Source organism: Marinobacterium sediminicola (assembly GCF_022343685.1).
GTDB classification, from domain to species: domain Bacteria; phylum Pseudomonadota; class Gammaproteobacteria; order Pseudomonadales; family Balneatricaceae; genus Marinobacterium; species Marinobacterium sediminicola.
The window spans coordinates 2,078,334-2,097,872 of the sequence record NZ_CP092123.1 but is presented as its reverse complement, the minus strand read 5'-3'; the positions used below and the strand labels follow the sequence as shown (position 1 = coordinate 2,097,872).

Below are 19,539 nucleotides of genomic sequence, written 5' to 3'. Positions count from 1 at the left end.
CCCTGATGATCTGCTCATGGCTTAAAGCATCTATTTGGGTGTTGTTGGCTCTGGCAACAGTGGTAATGCTGTGCAGCAAACCGGCACGCGCTGACGCTGAGCGGCCACCTCTGCGCGTGGTGGTTGCCGACCGCCAACCACCTTTCGCATACAGAGATTCTAATGGTGAGTTGCGTGGGCTGATCATCGACCGCTGGGCCTTGTGGCAGCAAAAGACGGGGCGGATGGTTCAGCTTGAAGGCATGCCATGGGCTGAAGCCCTGCGTCGTGTACAGCACGGTGAGGCCGATGTGGTTGATGCAATCGCAACATCCCCTGAGAGAATGCAGACCTTCCTTTTTTCCGAGCCCTGGATCCAGGCTGATGTGGTGCTGTTTTTTCATGAGGAAATCAGAGGAATTACGGATGCAGCTTCTGCAGAGGGCTTCCTGATCGGGGCACGAAAGGGCGATCTGTGTTCTACCTATTTGCAACAACAGGGCTTGGGTAACCAGCTTCTCTTTGAAACTTATCCGGAGATGGTTGAGTCTGCCGCACAGGGCAATATCCATGTCTTTTGCGGGCATTCTCCGATTGCTCACTATTTTCTGGGGCAGAAGGGACTGGAATCGCAGTTCCGCCATACCGCTCCCCTATACACCGCCTCCGGCCGCTGGGCAGTCGGGATTGGTAATGAGCAGCTGAAAATCGAAGTGGAGCAGGGGTTTGGTCTGTTCTCCGCTGAAGAAGAGCAGGATTTATCGGACTATTGGCTTGGTATTGCGCTTAACCCAGCCAAAACACCGGCTTGGGTTTCCTGGGTCCTCTATACCTCTCTATTCCTGCTGTTGGCACTTCTGGCTGCGTTGGCATGGCTGAGAACCCTTAGCCGGGCAGTCGAGCAAAGGACAGCAGCACTGACCGATAGCGAAGAACGCTTTCGTATGCTGTTCGAGAATACACGTCAGGCAATCGCATTAATTGAGAACGGCCATTTCATAGCCGCGAACCAGGCAACACTGGATATGCTGCAGATGCAGAGTTTCAAGCAGTTGAAGGGATTGACGCCCCTGGATATCTCGCCTGAAGTGCAGCCTGACGGAGAGCGTTCAGCCGTTGCATTGCTCAAGATACTGGCGACGGCTGAAACAAAAGGCAGCGTCCGTACGGAGTGGCAAAGTCTTAGAGCCAGCGGACAGTCCTTTCCGGCCGAACTGATGATTACCGCCATTCGCCGCGACGAGAAGGACATTCTGCATGTGGTGTCGAATGACATTTCCGACCGCAAAAAAACCGAGGAAGAGCTGCAGCAACATCGTCTGCATCTCGAGGATCTGGTTGAAGCACGTACCCGAGAGCTTAGTGCATTGGCGCAAAGTCTTCAGGAGGCAAACAGCCAGCAGCAGGCTTTGTTTGACGCGGCCATGGCGGGCATTGTGTTTGTTCGTAATCGTGAGATTTTGCGCTGCAACCGCTGTCTTGAACAGATGATGGGCTACGAGGCCGGTGAACTCATAGGTCAGTCAACCCGATGCTGGTATCCAGACGAGTGTGCTTTTGTTGAGGTAGGCAAGCATGTCAAAACTGATATAGGGGATCGAGGCTTTTTCGCCGAAGAGCGAGAGCTGGTGCGTAAGGATGGATCACGTTTCTGGAGTCGAATGCAGGCACGAGCGGTAGACCCGGATGATATGAGCAAAGGCCTTGTCGGCATGCTGATTGATATATCGGCTGAGCGTCAGGCGATGGAGCGCATGGAGCAGGCCAGGCGTCTGGCAGAAGACGCTGCACAAACCAAGGCTGATTTTCTGGCGAATATGAGTCACGAAATACGCACGCCCATGAATGCCATTATTGGCATGACTCATTTACTGCAACAGACCGAGCTTGATGAACGTCAAAGCAATTATATGAGCAAGGTCGAACAGTCCAGCAGGCACCTCCTGAGCATCATTAATGACATTCTCGATTTTTCCAAAATTGAGGCCGGCAAGCTGAAGCTGGAGCGAGTGGAATTCAGCCTCGAAGAACTGGTCAGCGAAATGACCGACCTGTTGGCTCCAAAAATCGCAGAGAAGGGGGTAGAACTGATTGTCCATCTGGATGAGCAGCTGCCTGACCGGCTCATGGGTGACCCCCTGCGCTTGCAGCAGATTCTCCTTAATTTTGCCAATAATGCGGTCAAGTTCACTGACAAGGGTGAAATTGAAGTGCGTGCCGAGCTGAGTTGTCGTCAAGGCTCTGCAGGAGATCTTGAGCTGAGTGTACGTGACACGGGCATAGGTATTTCGGAACAACAGCAGAAAAAACTGTTTCACAGCTTTGCCCAAGCGGATGGTTCTACCACGCGCAAGTATGGTGGTAGTGGTCTGGGGTTGGCAATTTCCAGGCATCTGGTCGAGATCATGGGAGGTTGCATAGGGGTAGAAAGTGCGCTGGGCGAAGGCGCCCGATTCTGGTGCACCCTCCCGCTTGATCCCGCAACCGGGCAACGAGAGAACCGTTTCCAGCCCGGGCATGATCTCAGGGGACTTTCGGTGCTGGTTGTCGATGACAATGCGTGTGCCCGCGAGGCGATAGCCGCCATGTTGGCTCGGATGCAGTTCAACGCTGATATTGTGGCTTCGGCAGATGAAGCGATGGGGCAACTGGCTGCTTCCCGGTTGCAAGGACACGTCTATGACGTGGTTCTCCTGGACTTGCACATGCCCCATCAGGACGGAATATCGACAGCCAAACAGATTCGCAAAGTATATCCGACTGCGCTTCCTCGGGTGATTTTGATGACGCCTTTTGGTGAGGCGTTGACCGATCAAGTCAGTAACCTGCTGGATGCCATTCTGACCAAGCCGATACAGCCCTCGCTGTTATTTGATGTCCTGACTCAATCGCCCGGCAAGCATCATGCGGCTGATGCCCGCAAACAAGAGCGGTCGCGTTCTCTGGCCTGGCGGGTTGGGCTGCGAAATACTCTGCGAGGGTCGAATGTGCTGCTGGTAGAAGACAATCTGCTCAATCAGGAAGTAGCTGTTGAGCTGCTGAAGCAGGTGGGCGTGGAGGTCAACGTTGCCAATAACGGTGCTGAAGCCCTGCAGATGATCGGCAAAAACCGTTATGACCTGGTATTGATGGACATGCAGATGCCGATCATGGATGGCTTGACTGCGACCCGCAAACTGCGGGAGCTACACAACCATCAGACCCTTCCTGTTGTGGCGATGACAGCCAATGTGATGAGTGATGATCGTGAAGCTTGTCTGGCAGCAGGAATGAACGATTACCTGGCCAAACCGATTGATCCTGAGCGGCTCTGGGATGTCCTGTTGAAATGGATGAGGCCGGCTCAAAAGAATGCGATCAGATCACAGACCGGCCCGGAAACGCCCTCAGGGGACCTGACAGCACTCCAAATCGATGGTGTGGATACCTTGACGGGATTGCGCCTGGCGATGCATGACCACTCCCTCTACAGACGACTTCTGCAACGATTCATTGTCGGCCAGCAGGCGTGCATTGCGCTGGTAATCGGCGCCCTGCGAAGGGATGACAAGGAAGAAGCAAGACGATTGATACATTCCTTGAAGGGCAGTGCAGGGCAGATCGGTGCTTATAAGGTTGCGCAGCTTGCCGCAGAGTACGAGCAGCAGGTGAAAGACGTGCTGTCATCAGGGACAGGTGGGGTGCCACACCCGCCGGCTGAATTGAAAGAGAGCCTGCAGTGCTTGCTTGCCGCATTGAAACGACTGGATCTTACTGAAGCAGAAGCCCCTGAAGCCAGCCTTGATGTAACAAGAGATACCTTGGATTCGATCTGTGATGAGCTGGAGCAGTTGTTGGATGCGGCTGATTTTGAGGCTGTCCGGTTTTTACATGACCAGACTGCCGTGTTGAAGTTGGTATTGGGCAATCAGTTTGATGTTCTCTGCAAGGCAGTAGATGAATTCGACTATGAGCAGGCACAAGTTATCCTTCGGCAACAGCGGGGCGCTATTGACCAATGCAGGAATTAGTCTAAATTATCCAAATGTCTTAAATGTCACTTAAACGCTAAGCGCATATGGCCGTTACAATCGTCTCGGGCTGTAGCGAGGTACAGGATGAAAACACTCACCACCGGTGAAATTGCCAAGATGTGTGACGTTAACCTGCGGACTGTAATCCGTTGGATTGACCGTGGTGATTTGAAAGGCTTCAAACTGCCCGGGCGAGGGAATAACCGGGTTCAGATAGAGGACTTCGTCCATTTCCTGAATGAGCATGGTATGCCGATCCCGCCTGAGCTCGTCGGAGAGGGCAACCGCCGCATTCTGATCATTGATGACGAAGCGGCAGTGGCGCGCTCCATCGGTCGTGTGCTGAGAACTGCCGGTTATGACACCACTATCGCGACCGACGGTTTTCAGGGAGGCAGTTTGCTGATGAAGCAGCAGCCTGCGCTGGTGACCCTGGATCTTCGCATGCCGGGTATCAGCGGCTATGACGTACTCAAGTTCATACGCACCACTCCCGAAACCGCGGCTACCAAAGTTATCGTCATTTCAGCTCTGGATCAGCTCTCTTTACAGCGAGCTCTGGATGAGGGGGCTGATGCGGTTCTTGCCAAACCATTCGACAATCAGCAGTTAATGAATCTGGTCAAGAAGATGGTACCGCTGGCCAGTGAACATGTTACCCATTCGGTGGAATAAGCCCTAAAAGTCGGTGGAGAGCGGTTTGGATGGAAAACCCGTCAATTTTTTTTATTGATGACGAACCCAGGGTCCTGAATGCGGTGCGCAGAATGCTGCGGTTGAGCCATCGCGATTGGGAGATGCACTTTTTTAACTCGCCAGATCAAGCACTGGAAGCACTGAAGTCTATTTCGCCTTGGGTTGTCGTCGCAGACAAGCACCTGGCGCATATGGATGGCGTCGAGCTGTTGCAAAAAGTTGCTGAAGTGTTACCCGAAGCTCTGCGGATATTGCTGACGGGGGATGCTCGGTTGAACAGTGCGGTGCAGGCGACGGCCGCCGCCCATTTCATTATGCGTAAGCCCTTCGAGCAGGAAACGATCGAGAATGTGCTGACCAAAGCTCGGGTACTGCACCAATTGCCGATAAGCCTTCATCGTCGGCAGCAGATGGGGCAACTGAATGGCCTGCCTGTTTTACCTAAAGTTTACCAGCGCATCACACAGGAGCTTGAAAGCAAGGAACCGGATGTGGCAAATGTAGCGGCCTTGATTCGTGAGGATCAGAGCCTTTTGAGCAAGATACTGCAGCTGGTCAATTCACCATTCTTTGGCTTCAGTTCACGGACCCAGGAAATCGAAGTGGCGGTGATGCGTTTGGGATTGGAAACCATTCACAACCTGGTGCTGATAGCTGAACTCTATCATCAGGGCCCCTCACGCTTGCTGAAAGTGGGTGATCGACTGATGCGTGAGGCTTTGCTGTTGGCGGAGCAGGTGTGTGTCGTGTGTGATCTGCACAGAGTCAGCAAACCGGTCAAAAATCTGGCGATTATCAGTGCGCTGCTGCACAACGTTGGTCAGCTGGTCCTGGAACTGCATGTTGAAAAAAACTTGGCAGAGGCTCCCACTGACCTCCACGAAGCGTCAGTTGTCGGTGCTTACCTGCTTGAACTTTGGGGGTTTGATCCCGAAGTTGTCGAAGCGGTTCAGCACCAATGTGATGATGAGCTTCCAGGTGAGTGCGAGCCCGTTAGCGAGATGTTGAATCTCGCCCTGAAAATGAGGCACGGCGGGTTCGATAACGAGCAGATAGTGCAGATGGTTCCAAATGGTTGAAGACGGTAATGTCTCGACCGCAGGGGTATCCTCGCGGGCGGTGGCCGATGTTGAGCGGGATCAAAACGATGCGTCCGCGTTGCCGGGAGGCCGGACAGTGGATCACCGTATGTTGCAGTCTGAAAAACTGGCCACCCTGGGGAAACTGACCTCCGGGGTTGCGCATGAGCTTAATAATCCGGTCTGCTATGTCAAAACCAACCTGCAAACATTACAGCATTACACGGGCAATCTGGATCAGCTGCTGAGTGAAGTGCTGGAACTGGTCGGTACGACAGGTAATGCCGAAATGGTATCGGCTATCAAACAGCTCAAGCAAAAATTCGACTATGAATACCTCCATGATGAGTTGCCGATTCTGCTCAGCGAAACCTCTGATGGTTTAAACAGAGTCGAGGAGATCCTCTCAACACTGCGCGATTTTGTTCGCAATGATGCCGATGATGCACGGTGGGTTGAGTTGAACCCCCTGATCGATGCAGCGCTGAAACTGGTGCATCACGAGCTCAAGTACGTAGTAACCGCAGTACGGAAATGCTACGGCGACATTCCCCCGATCTGGGGACATCCTTCGCAGCTGTCTCAGGTCATCATTAATGTGCTCGTTAATGCGGCTCAGGCAATGCCCAAAGGCGGAGACATTGAGGTGAGTACGCGTCTTCTCGAAGCCGAGAACATGATTGAAATCTGTGTCTGCGACCAGGGAGAAGGGATAGCGGATGAGATCATGCCGTTGCTCTTTGAACCTTTCGTTACGTCGAAACCGTCTGGTGAAGGAACCGGGCTTGGACTGTCTGTCTCGCATCAGATTATCAAGCATCATCAGGGTTCAATTTCGGCGACCAACCGCGAAGGTGGTGGAGCCTGTTTCAGTATCCTGTTACCGGTTACCGCCGGAGATTAATCCTTCAATTCGAGAGCTGAACATGATCAAGCAAGGCCTTGGTAAGGGAAAAAGCGTTTTTCGAGTACTGTGGGGAACCTATATTCGGAACGCCCTGATTCCTATCATTTTTATCGAATTGGCCTTGATTGTCGCATATCTGGTGACGAACTATCTGGTTCGAGACCAGAACATAGCGACCATGCAGCGCAGCGCTCAGGAATCGTTGCTGGAGACTGCCCGGATCGAGTCAGACGTGATTACAGCCCAGTTGCAGGGCGTTGCCGAAATGACCGATCTTTTCGCTGCGCTTGTAACCCAGGCTTACGACCAGCCCTATGTGCCTGATGACGTTGAGCTTTCCCGCTATCTCCACAGTGACAGCGGGGTCTGGTATACCCGGCCTGAAACGCCTGGGGCTGCAATGTTTTATTCTTCGATCACAGATATTGGCGATGCCGAAAGAGCCAAGGCCTGGCAACTGGTTCAAATTGATCCGTTGATGAGACAGTTGGTCGAAAGCAGTGCGCTGGTGACTCAGGCTTATCTTAACACCCATGATTCCATGAACCGGATTTACCCCAGTTTCAATGTCCTGGAGCAGTATCCGGTTGACCTCAATGTAAGGGATTATAACTTCTACTACGAAGCAGATGCTGAGCATAACCCGGAGCGGCAAGTGGTCTGGACCGATGTCTACATCGATCCAGCGGGACAGGGCTGGATGGCTTCTGCCATTGCGCCGGTCTATCGCAAGGGGTCCGATTTTCTTGAAGGGGTGGTTGGGCTGGATATTCAGGTGTCAGAAATTATTCGACAGGTTCTGGCTCTGAAACTGCCCTGGGACAGTTACGCGCTGTTGGTGGACAGTACCGGTACGATCATGGCGATGCCGCAAAGCGCAGAGTATGACTGGCAGCTGAGAGAGTTAACCGACCACGATTATGCAACGGCGATAAAGCAGGATACGTTCAAACCGGAGGAGTTTAACCTCTTTCGTCGCATTGACAGCCGACCCCTGGCCCAGAACCTCGATCAATCCTCTTCGGGGGTGGTTGCGCTTGAACTGAACGGACAGCCGAAACTGGCTGCCTGGTCACGTATACCGGGAGCGGACTGGCATCTGTTAGTGGTGGCAGACCAGGCTCGTCTGTATGCGGATGCCAACGCGCTGAAAGATCGTGTCGATCAGATTGCGGTTGCCATGATTCTGGCTTTGTTGGCCTTCTATGTACTGTTTATGATCTATCTCTACCAGAAATCGGTGAGCGTCAGTTTGCGACTATCCGAGCCCATGCGAGCTCTGCGTCAGATGATTCGGCTCATTGGTCAAGGACAGTATCGTACTCAACCTGTGGAATCCGACATCCTGGAGCTGTCTGCAGTATCGGCAGGCTTGTCGGATATGGCCACGACACTTGAGCACAGTCGTAGCCAGCTGGATGAGGCTAATCGACGTCTTGAGGGTATGAACCAGGCCTTGGAGCTTCGAGTGGAGGAGCGTACCCAGAAACTCAAGCAAGCGAATAAGGAGTTGCGTCACGAACGTGAGGCTCATGCCGGATTGATTCGCAAGCTCAAGGAGACTCAGGCCCAGCTGGTTCAGTCCGAAAAAATGGCCTCTGTTGGCGTGTTGGCGACTGGTGTGGCCCATGAAATCAATAACCCTTTAGCCTTTGTCAGTGCCAACGTAGCGATCCTCAATGACTATGTTCCCGCCCTGGTACGTTTATATCAGGGAGCAGTTGAGCTGATAGACGAAGGGGAACGCACGGTTTTGAAGAAGATGGAGCAGCGGGAAAAGTTTGCCTATATGGAGGAAGACTTGCCCGACCTTCTTGCAGATTCGCTGGAAGGTATTCGTCGCATACGGCACATCACGGAAAGCCTGTTGGAGTTCTCGCATGCGGGTGATACCGCATGGCAGGAGTGCGATATCAATCATTGTGTCGAAACGACGCTGGTGATTTGTCGTCATGAGTACAAGAACAGGGCAGAAGTCATAACAGAACTGGATCCAAAGTTGCCAAAAATCCAGGCGGTACCTGCGCAAATCAACCAGGTCATCATGGCGTTGGTGGTCAACGCTGCACAAGCGCTTCAGCTTAACGGCTGCATTCGGATCTCAACTTCGCGAGAGGACGGTGAAATTCGTCTAGTGGTTGACGATAACGGCAGCGGTATCGCCCCGGAAGAGCTGAATCATATCTTCGAACCCTTTTATACCACCAAGGATGTGGGGCAGGGTACTGGACTGGGACTGGCGGTCACCTACGGCATCGTCAATGCTCATCATGGACGCATTGAAGTAGACAGCACTCCGGGTGAAGGCAGCCGCTTCACGGTCATCCTGCCGATAAATCAGGGAGCTCAGTCATTTACGTCTGACATGGAATGATAACTGCACCATCAGTTGCCGAATGGGGTACAGATACGCGTCGAGGTTTGCATCAATCCCGGGTAGAGGCAGCCGGCCGCGGCCGGGATTGATGTAGCGTGTTAACTGATTCATGTATAATCCGCGCATAGTTTTTAACCCGTGGATCTCACAGCGACCTATGCACATCGACAGCCTCGACAAACAGACCAAAACCCGCCTCAACAAGCTGCAGAAGCGTCTGCGTCGAGAGGTAGGCCAGGCCATTGAAGCCTTCAACATGATCGAAGAAGGCGACAAGGTGATGGTGTGCCTGTCGGGTGGCAAGGATTCCTATGCCATGCTCGATATACTGCTCAATCTGCAGAAGAGTGCGCCGATCCGCTTCGAACTGGTGGCAGTAAACCTCGATCAAAAACAGCCGGGCTTTCCCGAAGACGTTTTGCCCAATTACCTCGAGTCGATCGGGGTGCCTTTTCATATCGTCGAGCGCGATACCTACTCCATCGTCAAATCCGTAGTGCCGGAAGGCAAGACCACCTGTGCGCTGTGCTCACGTTTGCGTCGAGGCACCCTGTACGGGTTCGCTGACGAAATCGGCGCCAACAAGATTGCATTGGGCCATCACCGTGACGATATTCTGGAAACCTTTTTCCTCAACATGTTCTACGGTGGCAAGCTGAAGTCCATGCCGCCGAAGCTGGTGTCAGACGATGGCAAGAATATGGTGATCCGTCCGCTGGCTTACGCCCGTGAAAAGGATATCGCCGAATACGCCGAGCTTCGCGAATTCCCGATCATCCCCTGTAACCTCTGTGGTTCCCAGGAAAACCTGCAACGTCAGGTGATCAAGGAGATGTTGCAGGGCTGGGACAAGAGCCACCCCGGTCGTATCGAAACCATGTTCCGTGCCCTGTGCAACGTAGTACCTTCACATCTGGCCGATCATCAGCTGTTCGATTTCAAGGGCCTGCAGCTGGGCTTCCCACATGGCATTGCTCCGAATACTGGCAGTGTGCTTGGCCCTCTGGGGGATGATGAAGAGACTGGTGCCAATGGCTCCGGCGTTCAGGTGATGGAAAAGATCGATATCCTTTCGGTTTGACCGTTCGGTCAAAGCCAAATGCTTGACCTATGACTCCCTTTTGCGGATATTCGGGCTTACCCTAATAAATAAGCCGAATAACAACAAAAGGGAGTTCGCATGTCTCAGTCACTTCTGCAGCGGCAGGACCATGAGGGTGTCGCCACCCTGACGCTGTCTCGTCCTGATGCCTACAACAGTTTATCTTTGGAGCTGATGCAGGCTTTACACGCCGAACTGGACATCATCGCCGAGGATGTTGAGGTGCGTTGTGTCGTGGTACGCGGTGCCGGCAAGGGGTTCTGTGCTGGTCATGATCTCAAGCAGATGCTGGGAGAGGGCGAGGAAGACTATTACCGGTGTACCTTTGAAACCTGCTCCAAATTGATGCAGCGTATCGTCAGTCTGCCGGTACCGGTGATTGCACAGGTACACGGTGTCGCGACGGCGGCAGGGTGCCAGCTGGTTGCCAGCGCTGACTTGGCCGTGGCTGCTGACACTGCCCGCTTCGCAACGCCCGGGGTTAATATAGGACTTTTCTGCTCTACCCCGATGGTAGCACTTAGCCGTGCGGTACAGCCCAAGCATGCAATGGAGCTGTTGCTCACCGGAGAGTTGATCAATGCGCAACGTGCCTTTGATATCGGATTGATCAACCAGCAGGTTGCAGAAGAAGAGCTGGATCAGACGGTTAATGCTCTGGCTTCAAAGATCGCTTCAAAGTCTCGCAAGGCGCTGCAGATCGGCAAGCAGGCGTTTTATCGTCAGCGTGAAATGCCATTGGCCGACGCCTATGCGCTCTGCAGTGAAGTGATGGTCGGCAACATGCTGACCGATGATGCACAGGAAGGTATCGACGCATTCATCAATAAGCGCAAGCCGCAATGGAAGCACCGTTGATTTCCGGTGCCAATGCTTGGACGTAAATAGATAAAAAGGCGGCAATTGCCGCCTTTTTTAATGCAACTCCAGCTGGATATGGAAGGTGGTACCCACCTCAAGATCGGACGTAACCGCCATATGTCCCCGGTGCTGCTCGGTAATGACGAAGTAGGCAAACGAAAGCCGCCTGTCGGCCGCAGCTGAAGGCTGCTCCACGTTTGCGCTGTTCACATAGGGCTCGAACAGGTGCATCTGCTCCTCGTTGCTCAGGCCGGTACCGTTATGCTGGATACGGACCGACAGGGCATCATAGGACTGGCCGACATAGAGCTTGATGGTGGGTACGAAGTCCATGCCTTTTGCCTTGGCTTTTTCGGCCAGAGATTGATAGGCATGGCGGAACAGGCTCAGGAATACCTGTTGCAGCTCTGTGATATGGCAGGGGGCCAGCGGGATTTCCTTTTCAAAGTGGCGCTCAACGTTGATCTTGCCAAACGGAATGGCATCCGGCAGCGACAGAGCCTCGCTGGCTTGAGTCAGGGAGTGCTCCAGAATGTCGACAACGTTGGCCGGCTCGGCCGTTGCATTTCGGCCTCGTGCGAACTGCAGCAGGTTGCGAATGACGGATTCAACCTGGCGACCATTATCGGAGGCATGTTCCAAAAGACCTTCAAGGCGTTTGAATTCACTGTCCTGCTGGCTGTCCTTGGGCAGCAGTTGGCCGCTTTCAAGCGCTTTATGGAAACTGCGCAGGTCGAACAGAATGGCCTGCAGAGGGGTGTGAATGTCATTGGCCATGGCTGTAGCCAGCTCACCCATGGACGAGAGCTTGTCATGCTGAATCAGCATGTTCTCGGTAATCACCCGTCGGGTGACATCATCCACCAGCACCACTACGCCGGGTTCCACGTAGTTTTCCAGCGGATAAACGGTGATATCCATATGGTAACTGCCTGGCTGGCTGTATCTCAGTGTGACCGGTTTGCGCTTTGCCAACGCCTGCTTGATATGCTCGGGCGTGACCGTGATATCAGGGTAAATGGACCAAAGGTTCCGGCCGATAGCCGCTTCAGCCTTGGTGCCTGATACCTGCTCTGCACGACGGTTCCAGTGAGTGACCACACCATCCCCGTTGACACCTACCAATACCAGAGGCATGGAACTGAGGATGTTCTGGATGTATGACTCCGATGCCTGAAGTCTCTGTGTGGTGACGACATGTTCCGCCACCTCTTTTTCCAGTTTTGCCGTGCGGTCCTGAACCCGTTCCTCCAGGTGGCTGCGAATCTCTTCCAGTTCGAGGTTATAGCGTCGAGCACGACGCCAGGTGACGAACAGTACGACGGCCGCGATGGTCAGCAGGATGATCAACACGCCACTGGAAAAGTTGGCGACATATTGCCAACGTGTACTGCCGTCCTCATTGCGGAAAGGCGCCAGTAGACTGGCATGAGTCAGGGGAGCAGTCAGTAACAGCGTCGTCAGTAAAAGAAATCGAGTCATGATGGTGTAGGGGCAGAATGTCCGCGTGGCAAGGATGAATGAACGTTGACTGGAAGTATAACGGATAGCGGGGGGGCTTAGGTACGTTGTTGCCGATTTAACGTTGGCCGTGGACACGACAGGTGTGCACCTGACTGTAAGGACTTCCACTGAGACAGGTCTGAAGCGGTGTAGAAGATCTGTACCTGCGTTAATGGGGGTCGAAAGTGCTGGTCAAAACAGTCTTATCGTATAAGAGAAATGGATTGACAGAGTTGTAAGTATAAGAATTGGCACAAAGCGGGATACCCCATAAACAAAGCCGGAGGGATCGCATGCGCAGATTGAGGTCCACCCTGTGGGCAATGATGGCGTCCTGTGCCTTCTGTGGCCCTGTAACAGCGGTCACGCAGGAAGAGATGATACGGTTGGGGCGCGACATCTACCACGACAAGAGTCGGGGCAATTGTATTTCATGTCATAACATCAGCGACCCTGTAACCAATCTCCCTGGCAACCAGGGACCCATGATGATCGCCATGAAACAACGCTATCCCGACAGGCGCAAGTTGCGTGCCCAGGTTTGGGATGCAACGGCTGCAAACCCGTTGAGTATCATGCCTCCTGTTGGCAAGCACTGGATTTTGTCAGAGGACGAAATTGATGCGGTCGTGGAATATATCTACCAGTATTGAGGCCCCTGTCGGGGCAACGGGGGAGACCTCTAGATGACAATAAAGCGGCGAACTCTGGTCAAGGCCCTTGCAACGGGTGGTGGCCTGCTTGGATTGTGTGCGTTGGTGCCCCAGTGGGCAATGGCGGCCTGGATGCGAGAGGCCTTTGCGGCCGGAGAAACCAATGCTGCGATCAAGGCGCTTTACGGAGGCGATTTGCCTGTAGAAAGTGCCGAAGTAATGCTAGATGCGCCTGATATTGCGGAAAACGGCGCCGTTGTGCCGCTCACGATCAGTACCACTCTGCCTAATGTTGAGACGGTGAGTGTTTTTATCGCAGAGAATCCCTCTCCTTTGGCTGCACAGTTCATTATTCCGGAAGGGACGCTGGCTGAGGTTTCTACCCGTGTTCGTATGGGACAGACCACTCATGTCACAGCTGTGATTCAGTCGGATGGCAAGCTCTATAGTGCAACCAAAGAGGTCAAAGTCACGATTGGTGGCTGTGGCGGCTAGACAGGACAGAATTTCAAGAGGTACATCATGGGGATCATAAGAGTCAAGGCCAGGGCGATGAACGGCAAAACCGAAGTGAAGATGTTGATCAAGCACATCATGGAAACGGGGCGGCGCCGTGATACATCCGGCAATATCATCCCGGCAGAGTTTCTGTCTGAACTGGTGGTCAGGCATGCCGGGAAATTGGTCTTTGCCGCCAATCTTGGGCCTTCGGTTTCGAAAAATCCCTTTTTCTCATTCAGTTTCGCCGGTGGGGCTGTTGGCGATACCCTGGAGCTGAGCTGGAAGGAAAACACAGGCAAGTTCGGCATCGAGACTGCCGAAATCACATGAAATCCAGTTGCCGGGTTTTTATGCATGTACGAAGAGGCAGTTTGCTTGCACTCAGCTTGATGCTCGTGTCTCAGGTGATGTTGGCGGCAGAAACGGGGACTCAGCTTCAAAGGGTTGATCCTGAGGCAGACCGCCTCGCGCTTCAACAGTACTACCTGAAGCGGTTTCCGCATGTCCCAATGGATGAGTATGTGAACGGTATTTATGCTGTTGATGCGGACTCGCGCAAGCAGTGGGATGCGCTGATGGCGTTTCCACCCTATGAATTTGATCTGGAGGAGGGTGAGGCGCTGTTCAATACGCCCTTTGCCAACGGCAAAGGGTATGGAGACTGCTTTGAAAATGGCGGTATCGGCATACGCCATCAATATCCCTATTGGAATCGAGAGGAAGGCACCGTCAAAACCCTCGAGCAGGAGATTAACGAGTGTCGCGTTGAGAATGGCGAGGCACCCTTGCCGTGGAAAAGGGGGGATATCGCCAAAATCTCCGCTTACATGGCATTTACTTCCCGTGGAAAACGGTTCGCTATCCAGATCCCTGAGGATGACCCCAGAGCACTCCAGGCGTATCTCGACGGCAAGAAATTCTTCTATTCCAAGCGTGGCCAGTTGAATCTTTCCTGTGCCAACTGCCATTTGCAGGGTTCCCGGATACTCATACGTGCAGACTTGCCGGGGCCTGCTCTGGGCCATCCAACGCACTTTCCGGTTTTTCGCTCCAAATGGGGTGAAATCGGCACCTTGCATCGCCGCTACGAAGGTTGTCACCGTGATACACGCTCGGTCCCGTTGCCTCCCCAATCAGACGCGTTTCGCAAGCTCGAATACTTTCAGACATATATGAGTAACGGCTTGCCTGTGAACGGGCCCGGGGCTCGCAAGTAAGGAGGCAGTGTGATGAAGAGGAAGATGCTGGTTCCGGCTGTTGTCACCTTGTTGCATGCCCAGGGGCTTTATGCCGCTTCTTTTGAGCAGGTGTTCAATGAGCAGCGGGCGTTGTACGGCAAAGGGCACGAGTTCAGCTACGGGGGCAAGATCCACACAACCTTCCACCCGGAAGAGATCGAGGCGATGGCTGAGCCTAATGCCGCCAATGCCAGAGCGTTGATTGACGGCGCAGAAGCCCTCAGAGTGGAATCGGCAGCGGTGGGATACGAATGGCGAGGTCCTGCCATTTATATACGCCAGGCCCGTGAAGCCTTGGCAGCAGGCCGGTATCAATCTGCAATGGAGCTGGCAGCCCGCGCCAAATACCTGGCGCGTATGTCGCTCAAACAATACCGTAACGCAGAAGCCAACTGGCAGCGGGCCGTGCCGGAATAGACCTTTGCCAGTCACTCTTGCTCGTTAATCGAGTGAAAGCGTCCAGGCCCTTTCAGGGGAATGCCATGTCGATGACACGCCGTGAATTTGCAAAGATGCTGGGTATCGCCGGCATGGCTGGAGTACTGCCGTTAAAGACGGGAGCAGCCAGCAGGGAGGCTTCTGATCTATATGAAGTCCCCCGGTTCGGCAACGTGCGCCTGTTGCATATGACAGACTGCCATGCTCAGCTACTGCCGATCTACTTCCGAGAGCCCAGCGTTAACCTTGGAGTGGCGCAGGCGGCAGGCAGGGTTCCTCATTTGGTCGGTGACCGACTGCTGCAGCATTTTGGCATTCAGCCCGGCAGTCTCGAAGCCCATGCATTTACTCACCTCGATTACGCCGATGCCGCTTTGCAATATGGCAAGGTGGGCGGCTTTGCTCATCTGAAAACACTGGTTGAGCGCTTGAGAGAGGAATTTGGTCGCGAGAATACCCTGTTACTGGACGGAGGCGACAGTTGGCAGGGTTCGGGAACGGCATATAAAAGCCGTGGCATGGACATGGTGGAAGCCAGCAATTTGTTGGGCGTGGACATCATGACCGGTCATTGGGAGTTCACCTACCATCAGGCTGAAATTCTCAGCAACATCAAAGCTTTCAACGGTGAATTCCTGGCGCAGAATGTGTTCATCACTGAAGAAGCAATGTTCTCAAGTGATGTGGAGTACCTGTATGACGATTTTTCGGGGCGTGTTTTCAAGCCTTACACCATCCGTGAGCTTGGTGGTGTTCGTGTTGCAGTGATCGGCCAGGCTTTCCCGCGCACACGAATCACGAACCCGGCTCGCTTTATTCCCGACTGGACCTTCGACATCTACGATGACCGGTTGCAGATGCTCGTTGAGCAGTTGCGGGCCAAGGAAAAAGTGGATCTTGTGGTTCTGTTATCGCACAACGGCATGGATGTGGATCTGGCCATGGCCCGTCGGGTATCGGGCATCGACCTGATACTGGGCGGACACACTCATGATGCCGTGCCGGCACCGACTCTGGTCAAGAACAGCGGGGGGCAGACGCTGGTCTTCAATGCAGGTTCACACGGCAAGTTTCTCGGGGCTTTGGACCTGGATATCCGCAATGGCAGGCTTGAGGGCTACCGCTACTCACTGCTCCCGGTATTTTCCAAACTCATTCCGGCTGATGCAGGCATGCAGGCGCTGATTCACGAAAAACGTGCCCCCCATCTTGATTGGCTTAACGAAGAGTTGGCAATCGCGGGGGATCTGATGTTCCGCAGGGGCAACTTTAACGGCACTTTTGATCAGGTGATCTGTGATGCTCTGCGAGCGGTGGGGGATGCACAGATTGCACTTTCGCCCGGATTTCGCTGGGGCTCCACTGTACTCAAGGGGCAAATGATCACTATGGAGCGGGTGTTGGATCAGACCTGTCTGACCTATCCGGAAACCTATGTGCGTGACATGAAAGGTTCTGAATTGAAACTGATTCTGGAAGATGTGGCCGATAACCTATTCCATCCCGATCCCTACCTTCAATCCGGAGGAGACATGGTGCGCGTAGGCGGCTTCAATTATGTCTGCGAGCCGGGCCAGCGTATCGGGTCGCGCATCAGTGAAATGACCCTGGATAACGGCGACAGAATTGACGCAAACAAAACCTACAAGGTGGCCGGTTGGGCCACGGTCAGGGAGCCCTCGGCTGGCCCGGCTGCCTGGGACGTAGTGGCTGAGTACCTGCGTGACCGTAAAGAAGTTCACGTCAGTAAACTCAATACTCCTGTACTCAAGGGTGTCAGAGGCAATCCGGGATTGTCGGAATACCCGAACAATGTCACCGGTTAGGCTCCATGCAAAGGTTTCGATAGAATAGGCTTTTTCGACTCACAGAGGCCTGTGCATGTGCTTGATACGACCCTGTGTCGCCGTGTTGGCGATGTTGCTCGCTGGTTGTAATGCTGCCACTCCAACTCAGCCAGCATCTTCTTCTGCTCCTGAAACGACAGCGTCAGCTCAGGATCAACGGTTGCCTGACGCCAGCCAGTCCAATACAGCAGCTCCGTCACGGACGATTGATGCAGCTTCAAGTCAACGCCAGTCGCAGGCCAATCCAGTACAGAGTGGTTTTGATCAGCTCAGTGGTCGGTTGACGCTGTTGCAGGAGCAGGTACTGCAGCTGCGTACCGACAGCCAGCGATTGCTTGAACAGAATCAGATGTTGCTTAATCGTCTGCAATTGCTAAGCACTGAACCAGAGGCAACGAATGACCCGGACAGTGCAAAGCCGGCCACAGATGGTGCTGCATCCGAGCAGCTTGATGCCGCCATTGGACAGTTGATGCAGATGCTGAATCAGATGGAAATGCCGTCGGACGAGGGTGGGCAGTTTGGTATTGCGACTACCTATACTCGACAGGGTGGTTGGGTTCTGGTGCGCTTTGATCGACGCACCGGGGAAACCTGGCTGGCTGATGCCGGACGTTGGCAGCCCCTCGCGGATGTGGACTTCATGAATCTGTCATCCTACAGGGTGTTGGTACATCGTGCCGATCAGGATGCCAAGGGATATGTTGCCGTTCGTTTCGATGAGCAGACCGGCATGACCTGGTGGCTAAACGGAAATCGCTGGCAGGAGTACGAACAGTGAGCACGCCGGATTACCAAGTGCTGATTGAGATGTTCGATCGGCTTTTTTTGCCGACCTATAACACCGTGCTGGTGGCTGGCGATGATGAGCCCATCTACCTGCCCGCTGATGCCGAACATGCTCATCATCGGGTTATTTTTGCACATGGTTTCTATGCCAGTGCGCTGCATGAAATTGCCCACTGGTGTGTGGCGGGCCCACAGCGGCGATTGCTGGAGGACTTTGGCTACTGGTACAAGCCAGACGGGCGCAGTGCCGCCGAGCAGGCCGAGTTTGAACGGGTCGAAGTTCAGCCTCAGGCATACGAATGGATCTTCAATCAGGCGGCAGGGCGCAAGTTCCATTTCAGTGCCGACAATCTTTCGGCAGGACTGGGAGCGAGTGAAGAGTTCAAGCAAAACGTGCTGAACCGTGTACACCAGCTGCTTGCGGATGGGCTCCCGCCTCGCGTGCAGATGCTGGTGGATGCGCTCAGAGAGCATTATGACACGCCTGAACTTGTGCCCGAGCAGTTTGAGCTACAGCAAGAGTGGGCATGTCATGCGTAATCTCAGGGTTTTGGCCAGTGATTGGATTTCCTGTCTGCCCAGTGAGCCCTTCGTCATGCCAGAAGGTGAGGAGCTGCTGACGCTGGAAAGTTGTGGCTATGACGACTGGCACTACCAGCGCCTTGCTGTGAGCCGTTTGGAAGAACCGTTCCATTACCTCTATGCTTCTTCATCTGAAGGGGTATGGGTGCTGGGCGTCTTTGATACGCCGGGTCAGGCAGACGTTTTTCTTGCATTGCACAACGAAAATCCGCTGAAAGTGCCGGCATTGAAGCAAACGGGGCTTATGGGTGACGCTGTCAGGGTAGAGGAAGGCGTGCTGAGCTATCCGCGATATCAAGGACTGTATCGAGTTGGCTTCAAGTCCTATCAGGTGAACCCTGATCCGCTTGATGCACGTCAGAGGCTATTGACCTATGTGGATCGCTATAACAGTCAGGGATTGGGATCACTGCCGGAGAAAGAAGCCTGTCTGACAATATACAGCCACTTCGACGGGCGTCTTCGTGGCTGCAAGATGTGTTGACGGGATCAAACCTGGCCTAGTTGCGCTTGTCGTGTGACATCGACTGGCCATGCCCCATGCCTGCAGGCATCACGTGTTGAACCGGAACCATCAGCGCTTCTGATGTACCATCTGCGAACTCCAGCACCATGTCGATCTGGCTGCCAGCCTTGAGCGGGGACTCCAGCCCGATCAGCATGATATGAAGGCCTCCCGGTGCCAGTTCGATCTGGCTCTTTGCCGGCAATTCAATGGCATCTATTTTGCGCATGCGCATGACGCCTTGATCATGCAAGTGTGCATGCAGTTCAACCACTTGGGCTGCGTGGCTGCTGGCTCCCACCAGGCTGGTGGCATCTCCGCCGTTACCTATCTGCATGAAAACCGCACTGTTGGGCTGCCCGGGCGCGGTTGCGCGTGCATAGGCGCCTTCCACGGATATGTCGGCTGCCGTGGCCGCACTGCTGAGCAGCAGGCTGCTGGTGAAAAGAGTAAGCAGTTTCTTCATGGT

At 53.8% G+C, this 19,539-nt stretch carries 18 protein-coding genes; 16 read left to right on the top strand and 2 right to left on the bottom strand.

Annotation, left to right across the window (positions count from 1 at the left end; translation table 11 throughout):
* The first annotated feature begins 5 nt into the window (after positions 1 to 5).
* The 7 genes from LN244_RS09785 (at position 6) to LN244_RS09755 (ending at position 11,011) form a co-directional block, all read left to right on the top strand.
* Positions 6 to 3,989, top strand: a complete 3,984-nt coding sequence (locus tag LN244_RS09785; protein ID WP_239039605.1) for a response regulator — start codon at positions 6 to 8, stop codon at positions 3,987 to 3,989.
* 87 nt (positions 3,990 to 4,076) lie between these two features.
* Positions 4,077 to 4,667 (top strand): response regulator, encoded by a 591-nt coding sequence (locus tag LN244_RS09780; RefSeq protein ID WP_239039604.1) that lies wholly within the window; start codon positions 4,077 to 4,079, stop codon positions 4,665 to 4,667.
* A gap of 29 nt (positions 4,668 to 4,696) precedes the next feature.
* A complete protein-coding gene (locus tag LN244_RS09775; protein WP_239039603.1) occupies positions 4,697 to 5,767 on the top strand; it encodes an HDOD domain-containing protein in 1,071 nt (356 codons plus the stop codon).
* A 109-nt stretch (positions 5,768 to 5,876) separates the two neighbouring features.
* Positions 5,877 to 6,671: a sensor histidine kinase gene (locus LN244_RS09770; protein WP_239039602.1), complete on the top strand. Its 795-nt coding sequence runs from the start codon at positions 5,877 to 5,879 to the stop codon at positions 6,669 to 6,671.
* Between the two features lie 22 nt (positions 6,672 to 6,693).
* Positions 6,694 to 9,048: a sensor histidine kinase gene (locus tag LN244_RS09765; protein ID WP_239039601.1), complete on the top strand. Its 2,355-nt coding sequence runs from the start codon at positions 6,694 to 6,696 to the stop codon at positions 9,046 to 9,048.
* 160 nt (positions 9,049 to 9,208) lie between these two features.
* Entirely contained in the window at positions 9,209 to 10,132 is a 924-nt protein-coding gene (gene ttcA, locus LN244_RS09760; RefSeq protein WP_239039600.1) for a tRNA 2-thiocytidine(32) synthetase TtcA, read from the top strand.
* Positions 10,133 to 10,231: 99 nt separating this feature from the next.
* The gene (locus LN244_RS09755) at positions 10,232 to 11,011 is read left to right on the top strand and encodes an enoyl-CoA hydratase (RefSeq protein WP_239039599.1); all 780 of its coding nucleotides are present in this window, start codon (positions 10,232 to 10,234) and stop codon (positions 11,009 to 11,011) included.
* 57 nt (positions 11,012 to 11,068) lie between these two features.
* Here the strand turns inward: LN244_RS09755 and LN244_RS09750 are convergent, their stop codons facing one another.
* Complete coding sequence (locus tag LN244_RS09750; RefSeq protein WP_239039598.1) at positions 11,069 to 12,496, bottom strand: two-component system sensor histidine kinase NtrB; 1,428 nt, start codon at positions 12,494 to 12,496, stop codon at positions 11,069 to 11,071.
* 314 nt (positions 12,497 to 12,810) lie between these two features.
* On the opposite strand from LN244_RS09750, the gene soxX reads away from it, so the two are divergent.
* The 9 genes from soxX to LN244_RS09705 all read left to right on the top strand — a co-directional run bounded on the left by soxX (position 12,811) and on the right by LN244_RS09705 (position 19,049).
* Complete coding sequence (gene soxX, locus LN244_RS09745; protein WP_239039597.1) at positions 12,811 to 13,170, top strand: sulfur oxidation c-type cytochrome SoxX; 360 nt, start codon at positions 12,811 to 12,813, stop codon at positions 13,168 to 13,170.
* Positions 13,171 to 13,203: 33 nt separating this feature from the next.
* Entirely contained in the window at positions 13,204 to 13,665 is a 462-nt protein-coding gene (soxY, locus tag LN244_RS09740; protein WP_239039596.1) for a thiosulfate oxidation carrier protein SoxY, read from the top strand.
* 27 nt (positions 13,666 to 13,692) lie between these two features.
* Positions 13,693 to 14,001 carry a thiosulfate oxidation carrier complex protein SoxZ gene (soxZ, locus tag LN244_RS09735; RefSeq protein WP_239039595.1) on the top strand — a complete coding sequence of 103 codons (309 nt, stop codon included), beginning with the start codon at positions 13,693 to 13,695 and terminating at the stop codon, positions 13,999 to 14,001.
* A 41-nt stretch (positions 14,002 to 14,042) separates the two neighbouring features.
* A complete protein-coding gene (gene soxA, locus LN244_RS09730; RefSeq protein ID WP_239039594.1) occupies positions 14,043 to 14,888 on the top strand; it encodes a sulfur oxidation c-type cytochrome SoxA in 846 nt (281 codons plus the stop codon).
* A gap of 12 nt (positions 14,889 to 14,900) precedes the next feature.
* Complete coding sequence (locus LN244_RS09725; protein WP_239039593.1) at positions 14,901 to 15,326, top strand: hypothetical protein; 426 nt, start codon at positions 14,901 to 14,903, stop codon at positions 15,324 to 15,326.
* A gap of 65 nt (positions 15,327 to 15,391) precedes the next feature.
* Positions 15,392 to 17,173, top strand: a complete 1,782-nt coding sequence (gene soxB, locus LN244_RS09720; RefSeq protein WP_239039592.1) for a thiosulfohydrolase SoxB — start codon at positions 15,392 to 15,394, stop codon at positions 17,171 to 17,173.
* Positions 17,174 to 17,228: 55 nt separating this feature from the next.
* Complete coding sequence (locus LN244_RS09715; protein WP_239039591.1) at positions 17,229 to 17,975, top strand: hypothetical protein; 747 nt, start codon at positions 17,229 to 17,231, stop codon at positions 17,973 to 17,975.
* A complete protein-coding gene (locus LN244_RS09710; RefSeq protein WP_275424677.1) occupies positions 17,972 to 18,523 on the top strand; it encodes an elongation factor P hydroxylase in 552 nt (183 codons plus the stop codon). The genes LN244_RS09715 and LN244_RS09710 overlap by 4 nt, the downstream gene beginning before the upstream one ends.
* The gene (locus tag LN244_RS09705) at positions 18,516 to 19,049 is read left to right on the top strand and encodes a hypothetical protein (protein WP_239039590.1); all 534 of its coding nucleotides are present in this window, start codon (positions 18,516 to 18,518) and stop codon (positions 19,047 to 19,049) included. The genes LN244_RS09710 and LN244_RS09705 overlap by 8 nt, the downstream gene beginning before the upstream one ends.
* A gap of 16 nt (positions 19,050 to 19,065) precedes the next feature.
* Here the strand turns inward: LN244_RS09705 and LN244_RS09700 are convergent, their stop codons facing one another.
* Positions 19,066 to 19,536, bottom strand: coding sequence for a copper chaperone PCu(A)C (locus tag LN244_RS09700; RefSeq protein ID WP_239039589.1), 471 nt, complete (start codon positions 19,534 to 19,536; stop codon positions 19,066 to 19,068).
* Positions 19,537 to 19,539 lie beyond the last annotated feature (3 nt).